22 protein-coding genes are annotated in these 23,277 nt (G+C 42.0%); 11 read left to right on the top strand and 11 right to left on the bottom strand.

The genetic code is table 11. The features are described 5' to 3' along the window. Positions 1-323: 323 nt before the first annotated feature. From A7985_RS03625 to A7985_RS03615, 3 genes are read right to left on the bottom strand one after another with little or no spacing between them, the layout of a single operon-like run. On the bottom strand, positions 324-755 hold the full coding sequence (locus tag A7985_RS03625) for an acyl-CoA thioesterase (RefSeq protein WP_065789042.1): 432 nt from the start codon (positions 753-755) through the stop codon (positions 324-326). Positions 756-759: 4 nt separating this feature from the next. Continuing rightward, positions 760-1,578 carry a M23 family metallopeptidase gene (locus A7985_RS03620; protein ID WP_065789041.1) on the bottom strand — a complete coding sequence of 273 codons (819 nt, stop codon included), beginning with the start codon at positions 1,576-1,578 and terminating at the stop codon, positions 760-762. Next, complete coding sequence (locus A7985_RS03615; RefSeq protein ID WP_065789040.1) at positions 1,571-2,425, bottom strand: 6-carboxytetrahydropterin synthase; 855 nt, start codon at positions 2,423-2,425, stop codon at positions 1,571-1,573. Before A7985_RS03615 ends, A7985_RS03620 begins: the two co-directional genes overlap by 8 nt. 191 nt (positions 2,426-2,616) lie before the next feature. On the opposite strand from A7985_RS03615, the gene fabA reads away from it, so the two are divergent. Then, positions 2,617-3,132, top strand: a complete 516-nt coding sequence (gene fabA, locus A7985_RS03610) for a bifunctional 3-hydroxydecanoyl-ACP dehydratase/trans-2-decenoyl-ACP isomerase (protein WP_065789039.1) — start codon at positions 2,617-2,619, stop codon at positions 3,130-3,132. A 71-nt stretch (positions 3,133-3,203) separates the two neighbouring features. Here fabA and rmf read toward each other — a convergent pair whose 3' ends face one another. The 7 genes from rmf to lrp form a co-directional block, all read right to left on the bottom strand. Continuing rightward, entirely contained in the window at positions 3,204-3,374 is a 171-nt protein-coding gene (gene rmf, locus A7985_RS03605; RefSeq protein ID WP_023398857.1) for a ribosome modulation factor, read from the bottom strand. A gap of 530 nt (positions 3,375-3,904) precedes the next feature. Beyond that, positions 3,905-5,194: a serine--tRNA ligase gene (gene serS, locus A7985_RS03600; protein ID WP_065789038.1), complete on the bottom strand. Its 1,290-nt coding sequence runs from the start codon at positions 5,192-5,194 to the stop codon at positions 3,905-3,907. 10 nt (positions 5,195-5,204) lie between these two features. Then, the gene (crcB, locus tag A7985_RS03595) at positions 5,205-5,585 is read right to left on the bottom strand and encodes a fluoride efflux transporter CrcB (protein WP_065790016.1); all 381 of its coding nucleotides are present in this window, start codon (positions 5,583-5,585) and stop codon (positions 5,205-5,207) included. Positions 5,586-5,591: 6 nt separating this feature from the next. After that, on the bottom strand, positions 5,592-6,947 hold the full coding sequence (locus A7985_RS03590) for a replication-associated recombination protein A (protein WP_065789037.1): 1,356 nt from the start codon (positions 6,945-6,947) through the stop codon (positions 5,592-5,594). Beyond that, entirely contained in the window at positions 6,940-7,569 is a 630-nt protein-coding gene (gene lolA / locus A7985_RS03585) for an outer membrane lipoprotein chaperone LolA (RefSeq protein ID WP_065789036.1), read from the bottom strand. The genes A7985_RS03590 and lolA overlap by 8 nt, the downstream gene beginning before the upstream one ends. 1 nt (position 7,570) lies before the next feature. Continuing rightward, on the bottom strand, positions 7,571-10,243 hold the full coding sequence (locus A7985_RS03580) for a DNA translocase FtsK (RefSeq protein ID WP_065789035.1): 2,673 nt from the start codon (positions 10,241-10,243) through the stop codon (positions 7,571-7,573). A 68-nt stretch (positions 10,244-10,311) separates the two neighbouring features. Next, positions 10,312-10,791, bottom strand: coding sequence for a leucine-responsive transcriptional regulator Lrp (gene lrp, locus A7985_RS03575; RefSeq protein ID WP_063373585.1), 480 nt, complete (start codon positions 10,789-10,791; stop codon positions 10,312-10,314). Positions 10,792-10,928: 137 nt separating this feature from the next. Between lrp and ald the strand changes: the two genes are divergently transcribed. From ald to A7985_RS03530, 9 genes are all read left to right on the top strand, one after another. After that, a complete protein-coding gene (ald, locus tag A7985_RS03570; RefSeq protein WP_065789034.1) occupies positions 10,929-12,050 on the top strand; it encodes an alanine dehydrogenase in 1,122 nt (373 codons plus the stop codon). A gap of 136 nt (positions 12,051-12,186) precedes the next feature. Further along, positions 12,187-13,029, top strand: coding sequence for an HDOD domain-containing protein (locus A7985_RS03565; RefSeq protein WP_065789033.1), 843 nt, complete (start codon positions 12,187-12,189; stop codon positions 13,027-13,029). A gap of 123 nt (positions 13,030-13,152) precedes the next feature. Further along, positions 13,153-15,021: a methyl-accepting chemotaxis protein gene (locus A7985_RS03560; RefSeq protein ID WP_065789032.1), complete on the top strand. Its 1,869-nt coding sequence runs from the start codon at positions 13,153-13,155 to the stop codon at positions 15,019-15,021. Positions 15,022-15,102: 81 nt separating this feature from the next. Continuing rightward, on the top strand, positions 15,103-15,696 hold the full coding sequence (locus A7985_RS03555) for a PilZ domain-containing protein (RefSeq protein WP_065789031.1): 594 nt from the start codon (positions 15,103-15,105) through the stop codon (positions 15,694-15,696). Positions 15,697-15,755: 59 nt separating this feature from the next. Continuing rightward, on the top strand, positions 15,756-16,793 hold the full coding sequence (locus A7985_RS03550; RefSeq protein WP_065789030.1) for an agmatine deiminase family protein: 1,038 nt from the start codon (positions 15,756-15,758) through the stop codon (positions 16,791-16,793). Positions 16,794-16,801: 8 nt separating this feature from the next. Further along, positions 16,802-17,692 carry a carbon-nitrogen hydrolase gene (locus tag A7985_RS03545; protein ID WP_065789029.1) on the top strand — a complete coding sequence of 297 codons (891 nt, stop codon included), beginning with the start codon at positions 16,802-16,804 and terminating at the stop codon, positions 17,690-17,692. Between the two features lie 17 nt (positions 17,693-17,709). Continuing rightward, positions 17,710-21,183, top strand: coding sequence for a transcription-repair coupling factor (gene mfd / locus A7985_RS03540; protein ID WP_065789028.1), 3,474 nt, complete (start codon positions 17,710-17,712; stop codon positions 21,181-21,183). Next, positions 21,180-22,025 (top strand): CsiV family protein, encoded by an 846-nt coding sequence (locus tag A7985_RS03535; RefSeq protein ID WP_065789027.1) that lies wholly within the window; start codon positions 21,180-21,182, stop codon positions 22,023-22,025. Before mfd ends, A7985_RS03535 begins: the two co-directional genes overlap by 4 nt. 13 nt (positions 22,026-22,038) lie before the next feature. Then, complete coding sequence (locus A7985_RS03530; RefSeq protein WP_065789026.1) at positions 22,039-22,284, top strand: DUF3862 domain-containing protein; 246 nt, start codon at positions 22,039-22,041, stop codon at positions 22,282-22,284. Here the strand turns inward: A7985_RS03530 and A7985_RS03525 are convergent. Continuing rightward, the gene (locus A7985_RS03525; RefSeq protein ID WP_065789025.1) at positions 22,281-22,790 is read right to left on the bottom strand and encodes a GNAT family N-acetyltransferase; all 510 of its coding nucleotides are present in this window, start codon (positions 22,788-22,790) and stop codon (positions 22,281-22,283) included. The two genes, A7985_RS03530 and A7985_RS03525, sit on opposite strands and share 4 nt — an antisense overlap. 78 nt (positions 22,791-22,868) lie before the next feature. On the opposite strand from A7985_RS03525, the gene A7985_RS03520 reads away from it, so the two are divergent. Next, positions 22,869-23,078 carry a hypothetical protein gene (locus tag A7985_RS03520; protein WP_065790015.1) on the top strand — a complete coding sequence of 70 codons (210 nt, stop codon included), beginning with the start codon at positions 22,869-22,871 and terminating at the stop codon, positions 23,076-23,078. Positions 23,079-23,277: the final 199 nt, after the last annotated feature.

Raw genomic sequence — 23,277 nt, 5'->3', positions numbered from 1 at the left:
GCAGCATTCAAAATGAAAAACTCGCACATTAAATTTTTATGAATCTTTCTCAGCATAGATAAACGCGCTTTCTCCTCCTGCATAATACTGTAAAGTTGAAGTTATTATCCTCCTCAGCCATCACGGAAAAACCCTGTACAATCAGTAGGTATAGCATTAGCTCAATGCCTGATTAAAATTAAGCTATTGATTTTTTGAATAAGGTAAGAATTGGGATATTTAAGATAAGTTCAAAAAAATGAATTTGCTTTTACTGTTTTTTCGCAAAGTAATATAGAGATGGGGAGAGGCTCTTAAGTAAAGCTCAATCCCCATTGAACGCGTTACTGAAAACCATTCAGCATTTTTTCACACACAACAGGCGTTGGGCGGTGATTATCATCAACGGCTACAAATGTAAAATTACCTGAGATAGCTAGGTGCTTATCATCTTTGTGCATTGTTTCTAAGAAGATCTGAACTTCTACTTTCAAACTCGTATTACCTACGTGCACAACTTTTGAAACCAACTCTGCAAAAGTACCTGCGGGAATTGCTTCTTTAAAATCAACGCGGTCTGAAGAAATCGTAACCAGCGGCTTACGACAAAATCGTGTTGCAGCAATAAAAGCAACTTCATCCATCCAAGCCAGTGCGTCTCCACCAAAAAGAGTATTATGGTGGTTTGTTCTACCAGGGAAAACGGTTTTTGTTACTGAAGTTGTAGAGTCTTCAATACGCTTTTTGATCACCGCATCTCTTTCTAAATCTGTCATTTATTTACTGCTTTTTACTGTTTGCTAATTTATCAATCATTAATAGCTCAGGGTCTAAACGCTCCCCGAACCAGTTAAAACGCCAATCTAAATGTGGACCCGTCACACGACCTGTCGCTCCGATATCTCCAATCAGCTCGCCGGTATTGACCTTGTCACCCACTTTTACATGTAACTTGCTCATATGAATATAAGTTGAGGTAATCCCGTAGCCATGGTCGAGAATGAGAGTACCACCGCTGTAATATAAATCTGGTTCAGCTAACACCACTGTGCCAGACAATGGGGCCCAAATAGGCGTGCCAGTTTTATTGGCAATGTCTAAACCAAAATGCGGTCTGCGTGGCTCGCCATTGAAGTATCGTTGGCTGCCATAAACACCTGAGATTCTACCTTTAGCTGGCCTGTACACTGGCTTATCAAAATATTCTAGTGTACTCGCTTTTGCCCTAGCAGCACTTACTTTAGCTGCATCGCTGCGAATTCGCTTAAGTACCTCCTTAGGAGGTGAAACATATTTTTTGGCTACACCAGTTATTCTGTCAATGTCGTAATCACGGCTAGTAATGAGCAACTGTTTAGACTGCTTTTTGCCGTTTAAATCGACCCACGATAGCGTATGTTCTGATTTAGCGTCACGCCCAAATCCGAACACAAATTTGCCATTTGACGTTAATTGCAGAGGCTGACCGTTGAAGGATACCGACTTTGCATCTTCAATAGTGCCAGTTACCATTCCACCCTGCGTAAGGTGCCCTTTAAGTTCTACTGCTTGCGCACTCAATGCCAAGCAAGCCCCAAGCGCGAGAAACAGTTTATGCATAAGCTATCGCTCCTTTGCCAACACCTTCGTATGCACGTACCTTAACTTGTTTGTCTGGATAAGTATTTTTAATCTCTGTTGCCAAATAGTCTGCAATGCACTCGACTGTTGTATCACAAGGTAAAATCTCGCACCTTTGCTGACTGATGCTCATTTCGAAGTAACCTTGAGTGGATTCATAGGCAAAAGCATAGTCATCATCAATAGCTGTAATATACTTTAATTGAGCGTGCTCAATTAAATCTTCTTGGGTGCCTAAATAAATATCTTCCCACTTTTGGGACCATTCTTTTTGCAATCGAGGCATGCTAACCCCATCAAAGAAAATACCAATTAATGAACGGTGACCATGGATAATTCGCTGGCAATTCCCGTCATGTTTTTTCAACCCATGACTATAGTGATAATAAAAACTGCTCGTTTCTTCTGGGCGTAATGCAATCTCAATATCTTTAACGTTATCAGGCATTTCTGGCAAAATTTGTGCTTTGAGAAATGCAATCACAGATTCGATATCAATCTGCTCACCTTCCACGATACAAACGGCCTCGTCAGGCGCACTCATTGCTAAGTGGTGATCGTTGAAATAGTAGTCAAAAGCTACTCGGCCATCATTCTGTTCAAACTGGCAATCTAATTTAGAAGGAATGGCCAGCTTATGATCTATTGTATTGTCGATGATACTTTTGATTTGTTTTTTTACTTTTGCAAAGTCTAGTACCATTGACTCTTCATTCAACTGACCATGCAAAGTCATATCTACAATCCAACTTTCACCAACTGCTCCGCGCTTGGCACATAAGTAAGAAAAATCTATTACCGTTAAGGCATCTACAAAAAGGATCATAAACTTCCATTAAATTTCTAACAAAACAAACTGATTATAAAGTTTTTTCAACCAAAAATCGCGTTAATCGTAAAGAGAATTAACTTTAATGCTGTTGACGACTATTCTAAGTAAAAATTTAACTGTTCAGAGTTGTTTAGCGTACAAGTGTACGCTAGAGTACCCGCAATTAGAAATAAAGAATGAAGACTATGGAACCTAAAAATAGCTATACAAAAGAAGAACTAATCCTTTGTGCTGAAGGAAAGATGTTTGGTGAAAACAATTGCCGCCTACCTATCGACAACATGTTGATGATGGATCGAATTGTCGAAATCAACGAAGACGGCGGTGAATTCGGCAAAGGCGAGATCATCGCTGAACTGGACATCAACCCAGACCTTTGGTTCTTCGACTGCCACTTCCGTGGTGACCCGGTAATGCCAGGGTGCCTAGGTCTTGACGCAATGTGGCAAATTGTTGGCTTCTTCCTAGGGTGGTCAGGTGGCCCAGGTTTAGGACGAGCACTAGGCGTAGGCGAAGTTAAATTCACGGGTCAAATCTTGCCGACAGCTAAGAAAGTAACTTATCGTGTAAACATGAAGCGTGTTATCAAGCGCAAACTATTCATGGGACTAGCTGATGGCGTTGTTGAAGTAGATGGTCGTGTTATCTACGAAGCAAAAGACTTAAAAGTAGGTCTATTCCAAGACACAAGTGCTTTTTAATGATAACCCATTAAAAAACAAGCCCCTAGTTCAGGGGCTTTTTTTTACTCAAATTCGTTGACGGTTTTGTTTTACGTTTTAAACATGTTGCGATTGTCTATGGCCTCTCGCCAGCCACCTAACCATTCTGATCTGTGCTCAATTTGCTGATATGGACATAAATCTTTAGACCGCCCTGCTAAACCTGCCTTAAATCCCTGTGAGTGTGCTCTCTCTAAACGGTCTCTTTTCTGTCTCTTCATAGGTAAATTCCTCACCTTTAATTTTTGATTGCTTTAGTCTTATGACATCCACATTTAATAAATAGTTAACGCAACCGTAATTTTCAACTTCTTTGTGTTTTGAACTCAGCTAGTGTGAGAAGTACCTCGTATAAATTGCGATATTAGCTTAATTAGTTAAACACTCGTTGCACAGAATTACGCCAAACTATATCGGATAGAATCAAAATTTAGTTTTGCAATAATGGTAACAATAAGCACCCTGCTCGCAGATAAATTTTTGCGCGCATTGCTTATTCAGTAGGAATGGCCAAACCTCAAGACTCAATTAATCACAGATCAGAATCACATGCAATGTTTTAACGATAAGAACAATAGACGATCATTGCAAAAAGGTAGAAATATCCAATTTTAGAAATTATTTAGATTATACCTCTCGATACAAATAAGAAATCAAATTAAAATAATCTAATATCATGTAAAAAAACATTCATTATTTTGTCATAAAAAAGGCCGCTAGATAGCGGCCTTTTTTCAATAACTTGTCTAAGTTACTTCAATACTTCTAAACCACCCATGTATGGCTTAAGCGCTTCTGGTACGATTATAGAACCATCTTCTTGTTGATAATTTTCTAATATTGCAACCAGCGTACGGCCAACAGCGAGGCCAGAGCCATTCAATGTGTGAAGTAATTCAGGCTTCTTTTCACCTGCACGACGAAAACGCGCTTGCATTCGACGAGCTTGGAAATCCTGCATGTTTGAACAAGAAGAAATCTCACGGTAAGTGTCTTGCGCAGGTAACCATACTTCCAGATCATAGGTTTTCGCCGCACCAAAGCCCATATCACCAGTACACAGTACCACTTTACGATAAGGTAACTCTAATGCTTGCAAAATCGCCTCGGCATGCCCTGTAAGCTCATCCAGTGCATTCATAGAATCTTCAGGCTTTACAAGTTGTACCAATTCAACTTTGTCAAACTGATGTTGACGAATAAGGCCGCGAGTGTCTCTACCATAGCTACCCGCTTCACTTCTAAAGCATGGTGTATGCGCAGTCATACGAATTGGCAATTCTTTTTCATCATAGATTTCATCGCGCGCACAGTTTGTCAGAGGCACTTCGGCTGTTGGGATTAGGCTGTAGCCATCCTGATCTTCTTCCAAAACCTCAGTATGGAACAGATCAGCGGCAAATTTAGGAAGCTGACCCGTACCAAACAAACTCGCTTTATTAACTAAATACGGTACATACATTTCTGTATAACCGTTTTTATCAGTGTGCGTATCCAGCATAAACTGTACAAGTGCACGGTGCATTCTTGCAACACCACCACGCATCACAGTAAAGCGAGAGCCACTTAGTTTTACACCAGTTTCAAAGTCTAACCCTTTATCAAGTGCTTCACCTAAATCAACGTGATCTTTTACTTCAAAGCTAAATTGTTTCGGCTCGCCCCATTTTGACACTTCAACATTATCATCTTCATCAGCGCCTGCAGGTACTTCTTCCGCTGGTAAGTTTGGTAGAGTCAAAGCAATGTCTTGAAGTTCAGCAAGTACTTTATCTTGCTCAGCTTTTGCCGCAGATAGTTGATCACCTAAATCTGCCACTGCATCCAACAAAGGTTGAACATCTTCACCCTTCGCTTTTGCTTGACCGATTGCTTTGGAACGGCTGTTACGCTCACTCTGTAATTCTTGAGTTCTTGTTTGTAGAGTTTTACGCTGCTCTTCAAGTGCATTAATTGCAGCAACATCTAATTCAAAGCCGCGTTTTTTCAAGCGCGTTGCAGCTTCTTCAATGTCTTGTCTTAAATACTTTGGATCTAACATGTTTGTTCTTTTAACCTTTTTGCATGACTAAGCAAAGACCTATCCAGGCCATAAAAATACATATAACAACATTCAACGTAATATTCAGTGCCATTTTCACGATTTGACCTTGTTGCAATAACAACAAGCTATCCATTGAGAATGTCGAAAATGTCGTCAAAGCACCTAAAAATCCTATCCCAACCAGAGCTTTGGCTGGCGAGACATCGATTATTTGCTTTTCGATTAATCCGTAAAGAATGCCCATCAACAGTGAACCCAGAATATTAACGGTCAATGTCCCAAAAGGGAATCCCTTACCTGCGAGTTTTAGCACAATATCGCTAATAAAAAAGCGAAGGCACGCACCAAATGCGCCGCCAACCGCAATCATTAAATACGTTTTAAGCATTTCCATCTAGGATTTATCCGGGAATTTTCCATATCTTTGTCGGCTACTTGTTGCATCAAGCGATTTGAGATAATTGAGCTTCTCTCCAATTTGTTTTTCGAGTCCTCTATCGGTGGGAAAATAGTATTGCCTATCCGATACAGCTTCAGGAAAATAATTTTCACCGGCTGCATACGCCCCTTGTTCATCATGCGCGTAACGATACTCTTCCCCAAAGCCCATTTCTTTCATCAATTTCGTTGGCGCGTTGCGCAGATGCTCAGGCACGGGTAAATCAGGATCTGACGCTGCATCACGTTTAGCTTGTTTAAATGCCGTGTAGACCGCATTACTTTTGGCTGCACTGGCAAGATAAAGAGTCGCTTGCGCAATGGCTCGTTCACCTTCGGCAGGTCCGACACGGTGATAGATATCCCACGCATTTAACGCAACTTGCATCGCCCTTGGATCCGCATTGCCAATATCCTCGGTGGCAATTGCAAGTAGCCGACGCGCAACATAAAGCGGATCTCCGCCACCAGCGAGGATCCGGCAGTACCAATAAAGCGCAGCATCAGGTGCGCTTCCTCTAACTGATTTATGAAAAGCAGAGATTAAATCGTAATATATATCACCGCCTTTATCATATTTAGCCAAGTGACTCGGTAGGATTTGCTCTAGTACTTTGCTATCGACTTCAATATGGCCATCATGTTGTGTACCCAAGTCAACAGCCTGCTCCAAAAGATTTAACGCTCTTCGGGTATCACCATCTGCCGCTTTTGCGATTGCTAACATTGCTTGAGGCGCAATCACAACCTTAACTTTGCTTAATTGCTCATCCTCTTGCAAGGCCCTGTTTAAGGCATGTGTAAGTTCCTCAACAGTCAGTGACTTAAGCGTATACACCCGAGCTCTCGATAAAATCGCGTTATTGAGCGCAAAAGACGGGTTTTCGGTTGTTGCCCCAATAAACACAAATGTGCCGTCTTCAATATGTGGTAAAAATGCATCTTGCTGAGATTTATTGAATCGATGGACCTCGTCAACAAATAATAAAGTTCTGCGACCCGATTGAGATAGACGGCTTTTAGCTTCTAAGACAACTTCCCTGATTTCTTTAACGCCCGCAGTCACCGCCGAAAGCTTTGCAAGCTCAGCATCCGCATGGTGAGCAATAATCTCAGCCAAAGTTGTTTTGCCAACGCCTGGTGGCCCCCAAAGTACTAAACTGTGGCATTTACCTTGCTCTATCGCGCGATACAAAACCGATCCTTTGGCTAGGATATGTGTCTGACCAATGTAGGCCTGTAACGATTTTGGCCGCATTCTAGCGGCCAAAGGTCTAACATCTGGTGAAAAATCGAATCCTAAGTTAGTCACTTTCTGTTTGGTCGTCTATGACCACCCCGTGTGGAATTTTAAAAGTAAATGATGCGTCATCTAACTCTAGGTTCGTTTTACTGTTGGCAAACTTAAACGTAGATGTTTGGCCAGAAGCATCTTTGATACGAATAGAGTCAATTTCAATCCCCTGCTTCTTAAAGACGATATCTAACAACTCTACTTGAGATTCGACGTTTTTCTTTGGTGAAACTCGATAGCCGACCTCAGTCTTCTCTACTGAATATTTCTGCCATTGCGACTTGTCTTGAGTGGTTAACAACACAAAAGGCGTTGTGTCTATCAAACCTGCAGTTTTCATGACAGTAACTTGCTCGGCAAAGCTATCAAAATAAAATGTCTTTTTTCCATCAGAAACAAGTAGAGTTTCATCTGGCGCTGTCTGCTCCCATCTGATCTTTGATGGGTATTTAAGCGCTATATTTCCTTCTCCATCTTGCAGCAACGTACCATCTTCGTCTTTAACTTGTTGTTTAAAGTCTGCTTGAAATGTGTTTAACGCTTTCAATTTTGACTTTAGTGCTTCTGCGTCACTTGCGACTGCCTGTGACATTGCGCCAATTGTTACACCCAGTACTAAGGCTATTGATTTAAACTTCATTCTAATTTGCTCCACCTTTCGGTACTAATACTTCTCTTGCGCCATTGTGCCCTGGTGCACTAACAACACCCGACATTTCCATTTGCTCTACCAAACGTGCGGCTCGGTTATAACCTACTCTCAATTTACGCTGGACACTTGAAACAGATACCTTCCCCGTTTCGATTACAAATGCTACCGCTTCATCATAAAGTGGATCTGATTCTTCATCACCGCCTTCGGGCTGCTCTCCAGGCAATAAGATCTCTTCCGTTGCTTCTCCACATAAAATGTCTTCTATGTAATTAGGCTTACCTCTGGCTTTCCAATCATTTACCACGGCATGCACTTCGTGGTCATCAACAAATGCGCCATGCACACGAATAGGTACACTTGTTCCAGGAGGTAAATAAAGCATATCACCCATACCCAGCAGGTTTTCTGCACCCTGTTGGTCAAGTATGGTGCGAGAGTCAATTTTACTAGAAACCTGAAACGCCATTCTCGTCGGAATATTTGCCTTAATTAAGCCAGTAATAACGTCTACTGACGGTCTCTGTGTCGCAAGGACCAAATGAATACCAGCTGCACGCGCTTTTTGAGCAATACGCGCGATTAGCTCTTCGACTTTTTTACCAACAATCATCATCATGTCAGCAAATTCATCTATCACAACAACGATGCTAGGCAATTTGTCTAGCTCTTCTGGTTCATCAGCCATCCCATCCGTGTCTTTGAACAGCGGGTCCAAAATTGGATGCCCAGCTTCTTTTGCAGCCAATACCTTCTGGTTATAACCTTTAAGATTTCGAACACCTAAAGCTGACATCAATTTGTAACGACGTTCCATTTCACCCACACACCAACGAAGTGCATTGGCTGCTTCTTTCATGTCCGTAACAACTTCACACAATAAATGTGGAATACCTTCGTACACAGATAGCTCCAACATTTTGGGGTCTATCATTATCATACGTACGTCTTCAGGGGGCGATTTATATAATAAGCTTAATATCATAACATTAACGCCAACTGACTTACCTGAACCGGTAGTACCAGCCACAAGCAAATGAGGCATTTTCGCCAGATCTGCGACCACCGGTTCACCTGCAATATCTTTACCCAACACCATTGTCAAAGGTGACGCGTTTTGTTCAAATTTGGGGGCATTAATCACTTCAGATAAACGGACAATTTCACGATTTTTATTAGGTAGCTCTATACCGACATACGTTTTGCCTGGAATCACTTCTACCACACGTACACTTACCGCAGACAATGACCGTGCTAAATCTTTTGCAAGGCCAGTTATTTTTGCCACCTTTATTCCCGGTGCCAAATCTAACTCAAAGCGTGTAACAACAGGACCGGGATAAACACCTACAACTGCTGCTTGAATATTAAAGTCTAAAAGTTTAGCTTCAACGAGCCTTGATACCGTTTCTAACTCTTCTTTCGTAATCGGGTTCTTGGCTTTGTCAGGTCTGTCTAACAAATCTAAAGACGGCAAGGGATCCGCCGGAGGCTCAGCTTCAAGAAGTGCTTCAAATTGCTCCTTTGCTGATGGCGGAGGTTGATATGCCGGCTTTGGTTCAGAATTAGTTTGGTTTTGTTTTAACGGTCGCGCGGGTGAAACCACTTTTGTAACAGGTTCTTCTTTAACTGCTGCGTCATCTAATGCATTTAATGCAGCGACTGTATCTAGCGACTCATCATCGATGGCAGAAAAGTTAATTTCTTGCTCTAATATCTGATCAAGTTCATCAAACACATCTGACGAAACAGGTTCCCCAAACTCGCTTTGATTAGAAGAAAAACTAGGCTCGATTGCCGGTTCAACGACTGCTTTTGGTTCTGGTTTACGAGCAACAGCAGAAAACAGCTTGTCTTTTAGTTTCAAAGGCTTTGATGAGCTCGGTAGCGCTTCAGCCGTATTTTCCCGAACTGAATCTAATGAGGGTTCTTCGGCTTCAGATGCATCAATATGAGCACGCTCATTTTCTTCGTTTTTAGTCTCATTTTCGTCAGTCAAAATGCGACTAGGAGTATCGTCTATCGGAGACTCTTCTACCAATTTATTACCTTCAACAGGTGTGACTGACCCTGCTTGACGCTCTTTGAATTTGAAAAATAGAAACCGAATTAAATTGACAACTTTTTCACCCAGATAATCGACAGCCTCTACCCAAGACACGCCAGTTAACAGAGTTATACCTGCAAAGAAAAAACACAGCAGTAAGATAGAGGTGCCGGTAAAATTAAAAGCAGGCATCATCGCACCAGCGACTATGTCCCCTACTACCCCACCGGAAGAAAACGTATAAATATCGTCAAAGTTAATACTACTTATGGCGCTGGCTGATGCGACAAACAAAGTTGCCCCAATCACTCTTAAACCAAGTGTCGTGTAGTCTAATTGCAGGAGTTTATGCGGCTTTTTAAAAATTAAATAACCGAACAATTGCATGGCAGCTGGTACCAAAAATGCCAGCCAGCCAAAGCTAAGTAGCAAAATATCTGCAACCCAAGCTCCCGCAGCCCCCGTAATATTGTTGACCTTTATAAATTCACCAGCTTGAGTCCAAGCAGGATCGGCAGGGTCAAATGATATCAAGGCACACAGCGTAAAAATTGCAGCTGCAGTGCTAACGATTAGACCTGTTTCAAGTAGGCGCTGAACACCATTTAAGCGCATTAAACTCAACCTGTATTATCTTTATATTAAAAATGTCTTTTATAGAGTACACCATATCAAGAAATTCTTTAAGGTGCACAAGGTTTTATAACCTCACCTTGCTCCCCTTTTACTTCTTCCATAACAACATAAGTGCGGCTTTCATTAATATTTGGTAATTTCAAAAGGATTTCACCTAGCACACCGCGATATTCAGACATATCGGTCACTCGTGTTTTGAGTAAAAAGTCAAAATTTCCTGATACCAAGTGACATTCTATTATTTCGTCATGCTGTTTTACGGCTTCGTTAAACCGTTCAAATACGTCAGGCGAGTTTTTGTTAATGGTCACTTCAACAAATACCAGTAACCCTTGTCCAAGCTTAACAGGATCAACAACCGCTTTGTATCCTGTAATAAACCCCTCCCGCTCTAGCTTTTTTACCCGCTCTAGACATGGAGTCGCGCTTAACCCGATACGCTTTGCTAATTCAACGTTCGAAATTCGACCGTCTTTTTGTAATTCAACTAAAATCTTTCTATCAGTTCTATCAAGCTGAGTATGCATGAAAAGTGTTTTATCCTATATTTTTTTATTTTGCAGTGATTTAAACTTTAAAATAGCACAAAAAAGGTAGGACACACTAGCTTTGCATAATTATAATAGTCGAAAATGTTATCCGTTCTTAATTGAGGCGATTTATTATGATTATTGGTGTACCTAAAGAGATTAAAAACCACGAATACCGTGTTGGTATGGTTCCAGCGAGTGTTCGTGAACTAATTAACCACGGCCACCAGGTTATCGTTGAAACAAATGCTGGTATCGGCATTGGTTTCACAGACGAAGATTACATTCAAGCAGGTGCTGAAATTCTTTCTACTGCAGCAGATGTTTTTGCTAAAGCAGAAATGATTGTAAAGGTAAAAGAGCCGCAAGCAGTTGAGCGTGCAATGCTTCGTGAAGATCAAATTCTTTTCACATACCTTCACCTAGCACCTGACCTTCCACAAACGGAAGATCTCATCAAGAGCGGTGCAATCTGTATCGCATACGAAACAGTTACTGACGCACGTGGTGGTCTACCTCTTCTTGCACCGATGTCAGAAGTTGCTGGCCGCATGTCAATTCAAGCAGGTGCTCAAGCGCTTGAAAAGTCAAACGAAGGTCGCGGCATGTTACTTGGTGGCGTACCAGGCGTAGAGCCAGCTAAAGTTGTTGTAATTGGCGGCGGTATGGTTGGTCGTAACGCTGCACAGATGGCGGTAGGCATGGGTGCTGACGTTACTATTTTAGATCGTAACATCGACGTATTACGTAGCTTAAATGCTCAGTTTGGTAGCCAAGCTAAAGTTATCTACTCAACTGTAGATGCACTTGAAAAGCACGTACTTGCAGCTGACCTAGTAATCGGTGGCGTACTAATCCCTGGTGCAGCAGCACCTAAACTAGTTACTGCTGACCACATCAAGGCAATGAAACCTGGCTCTGCAATTGTTGACGTAGCTATCGACCAAGGTGGCTGTATTGCTACTTCTAAAGCAACTACGCATGCTGAACCTACTTACATTGTTGATGATGTTGTACACTACTGTGTTGCTAACATGCCTGGTGCTGTGCCACGTACATCGACGTTCGCACTTAACAATGCAACGCTTCCGTACATTATCAAGCTAGCGAACCTTGGCTATAAAGAAGCACTACTTTCTGACCAACACTTCTTAAATGGTCTTAACGTGCTTAAAGGCCAAGTTACATGTAAAGAAGTTGCAGAAGGCTTCAACATGGAATTTGTAGATCCTCGTTCAGCAGTTGAAAACGCTTAATGTAAAGTTACGTTTTAAATAGGCCAGCCTCTGCTGGCCTTTTTTATGTTCACTAAAAATTGCATTGCTACCCATTTTCCCTGTTTGGCTAATATTTACTATTCTTAGATATAACTAAGATGAAGTGAGCGATGTTATGGCCATATCTTTAACGCAACAAGAAAAACAAATCTTACGTACAATTTCCATTCCCCCGAGGCCCGAAGCGCTCGTAGAGTTTTCTCAAGAAACGAAATCTGCAGAACCTGACATATCAAAGATAACTAAAATTCTACAAAGTGATGTTGCCATTAGTGCGGCTATATTACAGGTTGTTAATTCGGCAGCTTTTAGAAGAGCTAAAGAGATCGAGTCTCTAGATCAAGCAATTATGATTTTGGGCTTAAAAAGGCTTATACCACTGGTTAAGGCTGTGGCAGTTAAAGCAACCGTTGAAACGCCAAAGTCACTCGAAAACTTCTGGGCAGATCAAAGTGATATTGCGCAGCTATGCACCGCGCTGTGCAATAAGTTAAATAAACCCGCATTGGCAAATCACGCATACATGCTAGGACTCTTCCATACCGTCGGTATTCCTCTGCTCTGTGTACATTTTGAGGATTACCAAACCGTATTAGACTGCGCAAAAACGCAAGGATGGAGTAGCGCCTGTGCTGTTGAGTTTGAAAAATACAATACGAGTCATGCAACAATAAGTGCGTTGCTCGCACAGCAGTGGAAGCTACCCAAACCCATGATTAATGTTATTTATTACCAACATGATGTCAGCGGTATCTTTCAATCTGGAGAGTTAGACTCGCTGAGTCTAGAGTTGCTATCAATATTAAAGCTGGCGCGCCACGGTAACTTCTTAACGCAGGTAGCCGGCGCTCTTGACATTGATGAAGAGTGGCAAACCATCAGTGATGAGGTATTAGACTTTGTCGGCCTCACAGAAGAGGAGTTGGAAGAGCTATATTCTGACCTCGAGTCGGCCTAAATTCTTAAATTTCAAAATTTTTGTATCTATTTTGTAAATAAACACTTTAAATTCTAGGAATTTATTGCAACTATTGGCTAATGATTTACCTTTAATAATAAGCTCGTTCATGGGAGACGTTCAGTGAAGTTCAAGTTTAAAGTAGTCGCCGTTTCTGCCTGTGTATTAGTGCTTGCTTTGTTTTTGCTCTCACTAAAGCAGTATTTCCTTCTCAAAGATAATTTAGAACAACAAGTCACCAATAGTATGGAAGAGGTGATTCAAGGAATTAGTAATACTGTAACCGCACAAATGCAAGGTTCAATGAATCTCGCCGCTCTGTCTACGGGACTCGTAGAACAAGTAGACTCATTGCAAGATGCATATCCAATGATTTCTCAATCTAAACTTACTTCTGAATTTATATTAATAGGCTACGGAGAAGAAAGCTCTGGTAAGTATGTCGCCAGCGACCCTAATTGGGACCCAGGCTCAACATGGGATCCGCGTGTTAGGCCTTGGTATAAAGATGCCAAAGCAGCAGGCACACTCGTTGTGACAGAACCATACGCTGATGCTGTTAGTGGAGAAATCGTAGTCTCCATTGGTGCGCCAGTCAAAAAGAATGGTCGATTCCACGGTGCTATTTTCTATGATGTAAGTTTAGCAAAGCTTGGGAAGATGATTAATTCATTCAACCTTTTTGACGCTGGGTTCGCATTTATGGTCAGCTCTGGTGGCGATACCATTTCCCACCCAAATGTGTCATTGAATGGGCAACCGGCCAAAAACTTTTTGGGAAACACCGTAATCAGGGAGTCTTCGCAGGAAATTGAAATTAATGGCGTAGAATACCTTGTTATGTTTAAAGCAGTTGAGGGCTATGATTGGTTTGTAGGCGTCGCGCTTGAGAAACAGAAAGTATTTGCGGCAATGGACACACTCGCTTATGACGCAACCATCGTGACTATCATTGCTGTTGTGGCAAGTTTTATCGCTCTGTCTTACGTTATCAATATTCTGCTCAAGCCCTTAGAAGTGATTAATACCGCAATGTCAAATATCGCCCGCGGTAACGCAGACTTAACGGTGCGGCTGCAAGCATCTAAGGAACCTGAGTTTTCTGCTCTTGCTGAAAACTTTAATCTCTTCACTTCGCGGCTGCAAAACATCATTGCTGAAATTCAAACCTTAGGTCATGAGGTACTGGCAGATGCCAAACAGACTTCTGCGGGTGCTAATCACGCGACTCAGGCAATACAGAGGCAATTAGAATCGCTCAACTCACTGGTTGATGCAACAGCTAATATGTCCAACACCGAGCAACAAGTTGCTAATACAGCGCAACAGGCCGCTGAAGCAATTAAAACGACCGATGGTCTTGCATCAGATGGCGAAGGTATTGTCGTACAATCAACGACCTCTATCGCGGAACTATCATCTCAAATTGAGCGCGCTGTTGACGTGGTCAATGAACTAGAAGTGTCTTCGTCTGGTATTGAACAAATACTGTCAGTTATTAATGGGATCGCTGAACAAACAAACTTGCTCGCTTTAAATGCCGCCATTGAAGCCGCACGCGCTGGCGAATCGGGACGAGGCTTTGCGGTTGTTGCTGATGAGGTAAGGACCCTAGCGCAAAGGACACAAGAGGCTACGACAGAGATTAAATCAATGATTGATCAGCTGCAATCTGGCGCCGAAAATGCAGTAGGCGTTATGAAGCAAAGCCAAACAATTGTTGAGAAGACAGTCGTAAAAGCGGAGGAAACCAAAGATGCACTGCATGCTATTAGAGAATCAATAAATCATATTGTTGAGCTCAATGTTAACATTGCTAGCATGCTAGAGGAACAACGCACCGTAGTTGAAGCAGTAGATCATAACGCTTCTGAAATTAGAAACTTATCTAATACAGTCGTTGACGAGGCGAAAGTTGTCGACCATACGATGAAATCACAGGTAGACAAAATCGCAAAACAAGAAGATATGTTGGAGCAATTTAAAGTATAAAACTCTAACATCTTGATTTAATGGGCTAGAGCCGCGAGAATACAGCAATCGCTCATCTAGCCCAGTAACATTGGCAACTAAATGCAAACAGAATTAAAAGAAAATTTTGAACAATACTTTCAGATTGACGAAACAAACCAAATAAATTTGTTTCCCGTCGAACAGAATATGGTGCCCAAAAATGCGGCACAATTAGAGGCTGCTATCCCTCCCCTTTTTAAACTGGCTAATGAGATAAACGAGTTAGATTTAAATGCGCTTAGACCCCTTAGAAACCTTGGTGATGTTGCCAATGACTTGGCGGCCTATTTACAAGCGCAATCGAGAAAAATTGACCTTATCATGAGCCATATACTCGCCAATGAGCAACCTGAAGATGATACGTCTTATTGCGACAGCTATGGCGGTGGTGGAATTAAAGTCACGTCCGATGAACAGTTTCCTATTGGTCAAAATTTTCGGACAAAGATTTTTTTACAGCACGAAGCCAGTGCAATATTTTGCTACAGCCAAATCATTGAGATTAGTCAAAAAGAAGATAACCAGATTCAATATACACTCGCTTTTACGCAAATAAGAGATTCAGATCAGGAGCTGTTAGTACGTGCGAGCTTGCATGCTCAAACTAGGCAGTTAAAAAAGCGCCAATCGGACAGCGAATCTGACACAAAATAGCTGACACCGCGCGAAGCAGTGATACACTTAGCCCCTAGCAATTAAAAATTATAATCGTCATGAGTTTTACATTATTACCCGAATGGTCACCGCAAGATGCTGTGATGCTCACTTGGCCGCATAAAGAAACTGACTGGGTCGAAATCCTCGATCAAGTAGAGCCAGTATATGTGGCACTTTGCCAACACATTTCTCAAGTTCAAAAAGTCGTGATTATTGCCCATAATCTTGAATTAAAAGCACACATACATCAGTTGCTCAGTGAAGCAAATGTAGACATGGCTCAAATTCGTTTAGTGGATGCGCCTTGCAATGACACTTGGGCAAGAGATCATGGCCCATTAACTACTGCCGATAGCCAAGGTAACCTTTGCATCAAAGATTTTATTTTTAACGGTTGGGGAAATAAATACGCCAGCGAGTTGGATACACAAGTCAATGCAGCGCTGTGTAGTCAATTAGCTGCACCTAAAAACCAAGTTAAACAAGTTGATATTGTACTAGAAGGTGGCGGTATTGAAATCAATGAACATAGGGTGTTGCTGACAACTTCAGAGTGTTTATTAAATCCAAATAGAAACCCGCATTTGACAAAGGAACAATTAGAAGGAAAGTTAAAAACCGAGTTAGGTGCAGAGTCCTTTCTATGGGTAGAACATGGCTATTTAGCTGGTGATGATACTGATAGTCATATCGACACGCTGATTAGATTCGCGCCAAATAATACATTGGTGTATGTGCAATGTGACGACGAAGCAGATGAGCATTATGATTCCTTACAAGCCATGGAGTCACAACTTAAAACATTTACTACGCCAACTGGTGAACCATATAATCTTGTGCCGCTACCTTGGCCAAGTGCCAAATACAACAATGATGGGGATAGGTTGCCAGCAACGTACGCAAATTACCTAATCATTAACGATGCGGTCTTGCTACCAATTTATGGTGACGAGAAAGATGCACTCGCGCTCACGCAATTGCAAAAAGCACACCCAGAAAGAACCGTGATAGGTATAGACTGCCTGCCAATCATTCATCAGTTTGGTAGTTTGCATTGTATCACGATGCAATTACCCCAAGGCTTTTTAAAGTAGGAGTCCAAATGAGCAACAATAATTTGAAAGTCGCCCTTGTCCAACATAGCAATAGCGAAAACCTAGATGAAAACTTTGAAAAGTCTATCGCAGGTATCAAAGAGGCAGCCCAGCAAGGTGCAAAGTTAGTCGTTTTGCAAGAACTTCATCGCAGTTTATATTTTTGCCAAACGGAAGACACTGACCTCTTCGATTTAGCAGAAACAATCCCTGGCCCAAGTACGGCATCACTTGGCAAATTAGCCAAAGAGCTCAATATCGTCATTGTTGCATCATTATTTGAGAAACGCGCAACGGGTCTTTATCACAACACAGCTGTGGTGCTCGAATCTGATGGAACAATTGCCGGAAAGTATAGAAAGATGCATATTCCTGATGACCCTGGTTTTTATGAAAAGTTTTACTTTACCCCGGGCGATTTAGGCTTCGAACCCATCCAAACCTCGGTTGGTAAGCTTGGCGTGCTCGTGTGCTGGGATCAATGGTTCCCAGAAGGCGCTAGATTGATGGCTATGGCAGGAGCAAAGTTACTCATCTACCCAACGGCAATCGGCTGGGACCCAAGAGATGATAAAGAAGAACAAATTCGCCAAAGAGACGCATGGATGATCGCACAAAGAGCGCATGCCGTATCAAATGGCGTTCCGGTGATAAGTGTAAACCGCGTTGGACATGAATCAGACCCAAGTAACCAAAGTGATGGGATTTTATTTTGGGGGAACTCTTTTGTTGCCGGCCCTCAAGGTGAGTTGTTAGCTCACGGTTCAGAAGAAAATGAACAAGTATTGGTCGTAGATATAGACCAAAATCGCAGTGAATCTGTACGCCGCATTTGGCCATATCTGAGAGATAGACGTATAGATCATTATCAAGACCTATGTAAAATATACCGAGATTAAGTAGTTAGGAGTAAATAATGGCGCTAGTGCAGTGGAATGAGCTACCTTGGGTGAAGTCTCACAAAGATAAGATCCATTGGGGTCAACTTCTTGGTAGCAGTTTGGCAATTACCATCAGTGAAGGGGTAAAACAAAATCAATCTTTAGTGGTTTTGGTCACGCCAGACACACCCAGTGCCCTGCGCCTAGAAACGGAGCTTGGATATCTAATCGGTGAAGAAAATGTGATGGTATTTCCTGATTGGGAAACCCTACCCTATGATCACTTTTCACCGCATCAAGATATTATTTCGCAGCGCTTAGCTAGCTTGAATGCCCTTAAAACAAAACAATACGGTGTATTGCTCGTTCCGGTCTCCACTCTTATGTTACGAACGGCCCCACCTGAATTTATATACGGCAATGCATTACAATTCAAAGCAGGCGATACCTTAGATGCACAAGCATTAAAAGACACACTGACTCAAGCTGGCTATCGACATGTTCAACAGGTTATGGAGCATGGTGAGTTTGCAGTAAGAGGCTCAATAATTGATCTATTCCCAATGGGTAGCGAGCGTCCTTATAGATTGGATTTTTTCGATGATGAGCTTGATAGCATCCGCCTATTTGAGATTGAATCACAGCGCTCAAGCGATACTATCAATGCTATCGATCTACTACCAGCACATGAGTTTCCGACGAATGAGCAGGACATTGAGCGTTTTAGGATCAAATATAGAGAAACGTTTGGTGCAAGCTCTGAGCAAGACTCTATCTATATGCAAGTCACGCGAGGTAACTGGCCCGCAGGTATAGAGTACTATTTACCCCTGTTTTACGACAAGTTAGCGACCATTTTCGACTATTTACCCAGTGACGCCGTATTTATGCACCTCGGTGACGTTGAACACGCGGCAAATGAGTTTTGGATGGATGTTTGCAAGCGCTATGAAAGTAGACGTGTCGACCCATTGCGCCCATTGCTCGCACCAAAAGAATTGTACCTGAACGTCGAATCTTTATTTGAGGCTTTCGCGCATTTTCCCCGTATTCGTTTAAGTGAAGCAAAACTCGGTACGAAAGCGGGTCATACTAACCTAAATGCACAAATAATTGATGATGTAAGAGTCGATCACAAACATGCGGATCCTTACCATGCGGTTATTGACTACATCACAAAGCAAAAAAAGCAGAAGGGAAAAATCCTTTTCAGTGTGGAGTCTGATGGCCGACGTGAATCACTGTTAACGCTTTTAAAACCCTCTGGGTTGAAGCTCAAAGAGTTTGAGAGCTTTGAAAAATTTGCCAGTAGCAGATCTGATGTAGGGCTTATCGTCAGTCCTTTAGAATCTTCGGTTTTCCTTGCCGGCAAGAAACCTCTGTCTCTTATTACTGAGCAAGAATTACTAGGAATAAAGGTATCACAAAGACGACGCAGAAAGCACAAGTATGAACAAGGGCAAGATGCCCTTATTCGCAATTTAGCTGAGCTAAAAGAAGGTCAACCAATTGTACACCTAGACCATGGTGTTGGCCGTTACTTAGGCCTTCAAACAATAGATGCAGCAGGGGTTGCTACTGAGTTTGTTACTATTACTTACTCAGGAGATGCAAAACTATACGTACCGGTTTCGTCTTTGCATATGCTTAGCCGCTATTCCGGTGGTGAGGAAGCCAGCGCGCCACTCCATAAACTTGGCTCAGATGTTTGGGAAAAAGCCAAACGCAAAGCCGCAGAGAAAGTGCGAGATGTCGCAGCAGAGCTTTTAGACATTTACGCTAAAAGACAAAGTAAGCCAGGTCACCAGTTTAAATTAGAGAGTAGCGCATATCGAGAATTCAGTGACAGCTTTCCATTTGAAGAAACCGATGATCAACGTAATGCCATAGAAGCGGTCATTGGTGATATGCAAACCAACCAAGCAATGGATAGACTTGTGTGTGGTGATGTTGGTTTTGGTAAAACTGAAGTTGCTATGAGGGCGGCATTTGTAGCAATCAATGACAACAAACAAGTAGCGGTACTGGTTCCGACCACCCTACTTGCTCAGCAGCATTACGAAAACTTCAAAGATCGATTTGCCGACTTACCGATTGAGGTGGGTGTATTATCTCGATTTAATAGCACTAAAGAGCAAAAAGAAACGCTTGCAGGACTTGAGTCAGGCAAGATTGATATCGTCATAGGCACCCACAAGCTTATTCAAGAGAGTATTTTATTCAAAGACCTTGGATTGCTCATAGTCGACGAAGAGCACCGCTTCGGTGTAAGACAAAAAGAAAAGATCAAAAAGCTCAGAGCGGATGTCGATATCCTAACACTCACCGCAACCCCTATCCCGCGTACGCTCAATATGGCAATGAGCGGAATGAGAGATCTGTCTATTATTGCCACGCCACCAGCAAAACGCTTAGCAGTTAAGACTTTTGTTCGCGAACGCAACGATGAACTGATCCGAGAAGCGATTTTGCGTGAAATTAAACGTGGCGGTCAGGTTTACTTCTTACATAACAACGTGGAAACCATCGAAAAAACCGCTGCGGACATCTCTGAATTGGTGCCAGAGGCTAATATTGCTGTTGCCCATGGTCAAATGCGCGAACGTGAACTAGAACACTTAATGAGTGATTTCTATCATCAAAAGCATAACGTCCTTGTTTGTACGACAATCATTGAAACAGGTATAGATATTCCAACGGCCAATACCATTATCATGGATAGGGCTGATAAGTTGGGCTTAGCGCAACTCCATCAGCTGCGAGGCCGTGTCGGAAGAAGTCATCACCAAGCTTATGCCTATTTGCTGACCAGAAATAGCCAAGCATTGACCAAAGACGCGGTCAAACGTTTACAAGCCATCGAGTCATTGGAGGACCTAGGCGCAGGTTTCGCACTCGCGACCCATGACTTGGAAATACGAGGGGCAGGTGAGTTGCTCGGTGATGATCAAAGCGGTCAGATCCAAACCGTTGGCTTTACCCTCTATATGGAAATGCTAGAGCAAGCTGTTCAGGCGTTAAAGGATGGTAAAGAGCCGACATTAGAAAACCTGCTGCAACAACAAAGCGAAGTTGACTTAAAAGTGCCTGCATTGCTCCCCGATGACTATATTCACGATGTAAATATTCGTCTAAGTATGTACAAACGCATAGCTAGCATGAATACAGAGCCTGAACTGGACGAACTTAAAGTTGAGCTTATCGACCGTTTCGGACTTTTGCCAGACGCGACCAAGCACTTGTTCAATATTCAGTTATTAAAATGCAAGGCTCAGCAGCTTGGCATTTCTAAAATTGAAGCCAACCCCAAAGGCGGCTACTTTGAATTTAGTAACACGACGAGCGTTAACCCAACATTCATCATTGGCTTGATACAAAGCAACCCTGCAGTATATAGAATGGAAGGTGCGAGTAAGTTACGCTTTAATATAGAAGAAAAAAATGGACAGGAACGACTAAAACTCGTTAATGCCATGATGGATGACTTTCAGAAAAAGGCGGTTGCATGAAGCAATTGGTACTAAAAGCAATTCTTTTAGGTACGTTGGGTATAACAGCTACGCCAGCATTTGCGGTGCGTTGGTTTGAGGTTGAACTAATCGCCTTTTCACAAAAAGAAGGCGCAGAAATTCGCGAAGACTTTTCCATTGAAACAGGGCCAATCCCAAGAGAAAAGCGCCTTGACTTACTGACTAAGGGGTATAACAACGTCGGTCACCAAGCCTGTTTGTCTGGCGATGTGAAGTACGACCCTCGCTCAGTAACAGAAAGGTTCACTCGACAGCAAAGCTCTTGGTATTGTGATGACAACATTAATTATGTTGAGCGTTATGAGAAATTACCTGTTATTCCTGTCAGTGAGCCACTGGATCATATGCAATCAATGTATCTTCTTGCACCTGAGCAGCTTAGGTTTAATGCAATTAGAAACAAACTTGAGCGACAAGGTAAAAATCCAATTTTGCATACAGGCTGGCGATTCCCAGATCAGAGTAAAAAACGTGCACCCAATGTTGTCGTTTATGGAGGCATGAAGTTTGAACAACCGGCTAGTTACAAATATGTTGAAGGTGGTCAAAACGACAGCTTTATTAGCTTGCTTAGTTCAGCACCACAACGCGCCATAAAAACCCAAGGGGAAGACCTGTGGGAATTAGATGGGACCATCAAAATTCATATTCGTCATTACTTGTATGTCACAAGCAATTTTGACTATCGATATCTAACCGATGAAGGCGAATTGGAATCCGCTAGAATGTCTCAATTTACCCGAGTCTACAGTGGAGACATTCATTATTTAGATCACCCGAAGATGGGCATTATTTTCCAAATTAGGAAATTTAAACATTAATAGGATAACCAAAATGAAAAAACTTTTAACGATTGCAGCATTGCTGAGCTTAACTGCTTGTTCAAAGGTGACTATAGAAAATTACGAAAAGATCTCTGTTGGGATGGAGAAAGCCGAGTTAGAGCAAGTTTTAGGCTCAGCTGACTCATGCGAAGAAAAAACATTACACACAAATTGTGTTTGGGGTGATGAAAGCAAAAACATCACTGTCACACTTGTTTCTGATCGAGTGACTCTTTTTAGCAAAAAAGGGATTTAATGGTTAGCCAGCATCTGGCTGCTTGACATGTATAGGCATAGTCGATATTCACTGTGCCTTTTTTCGAATCCAAGGTGCGTTAACAGGTTTACACTACGGATATTCTGCGAAGAAACTTTAGCCCTCACCTCCTCCACTAAGGCTTTAGGTAGCACCAAGTTTATCGAGCTGAGTAAACAGTTCGCTGCTTCTCTCATATATCCTTGATTCCAATATTGTGGTGCCAGCTCATAACCGATATATATTCTCGACGTACTGTCACAGTAATCAAATAAGCCGATAGAGCCTATTTTAACCCCTTCTTTAATTAACATCATGCGCACACCAACACCCTGATAAAAGAGATCAAGGTCGCTTTGTATCATTGCTTTGATATCTTGCATGGTCACCACGCTGCCATAATCATTAAAATGGGCGACTTTCGGATCATTTAAGATGTCATATAAAGCTTGGCTGTCTCGATAATTAACCAAGCGTAATGAAAGCCTTGGTGTCAGTAATTCCATTTCATCAATTTGGTCGATTTTTTATTATTTTGGTATAAACTACCCAATCTTATAAGAATGTCCAGTGAAGATAAAAATATGACCGAAAATAATGCTGAATTTACCGTTATTCCCCCGACGACTAAGGTGCTATGCACAGAAAAAGGTGAAGGTTGGACATTAACAGGTATCACTGGTATCGAAGAACACACATCTGTCATGTTCAATGGCGTGCGTTACACCATTCCTGCAAAAAAAATTGTTGAAGAGTTACTTCCTAACTACTTGGAATCGCAGAAAAACGCGTAACTCATCGTCATATTTAATCCATTTGTACTAATTTATTGTTGCAATTTTGTTCATATGGGAGAATAATAGAATGAGATTGCAAAGATAATAATGGAAGCGCCTGTCTCGAAGGATTAAGAGTTCACATCCTACATCGGAAGTCGATGTGTCATTACTTTGTGTTGTGTTAGCTTAATTAGGATAACCCGACCAGAGTTTG

It is taken from the genome of Pseudoalteromonas luteoviolacea (genome assembly GCF_001696455.1).
In the GTDB taxonomy this organism is placed as follows: Bacteria; Pseudomonadota; Gammaproteobacteria; order Enterobacterales; family Alteromonadaceae; genus Pseudoalteromonas; species Pseudoalteromonas luteoviolacea_C.
This window is presented reverse-complemented; position numbering and strand designations above follow the sequence as displayed.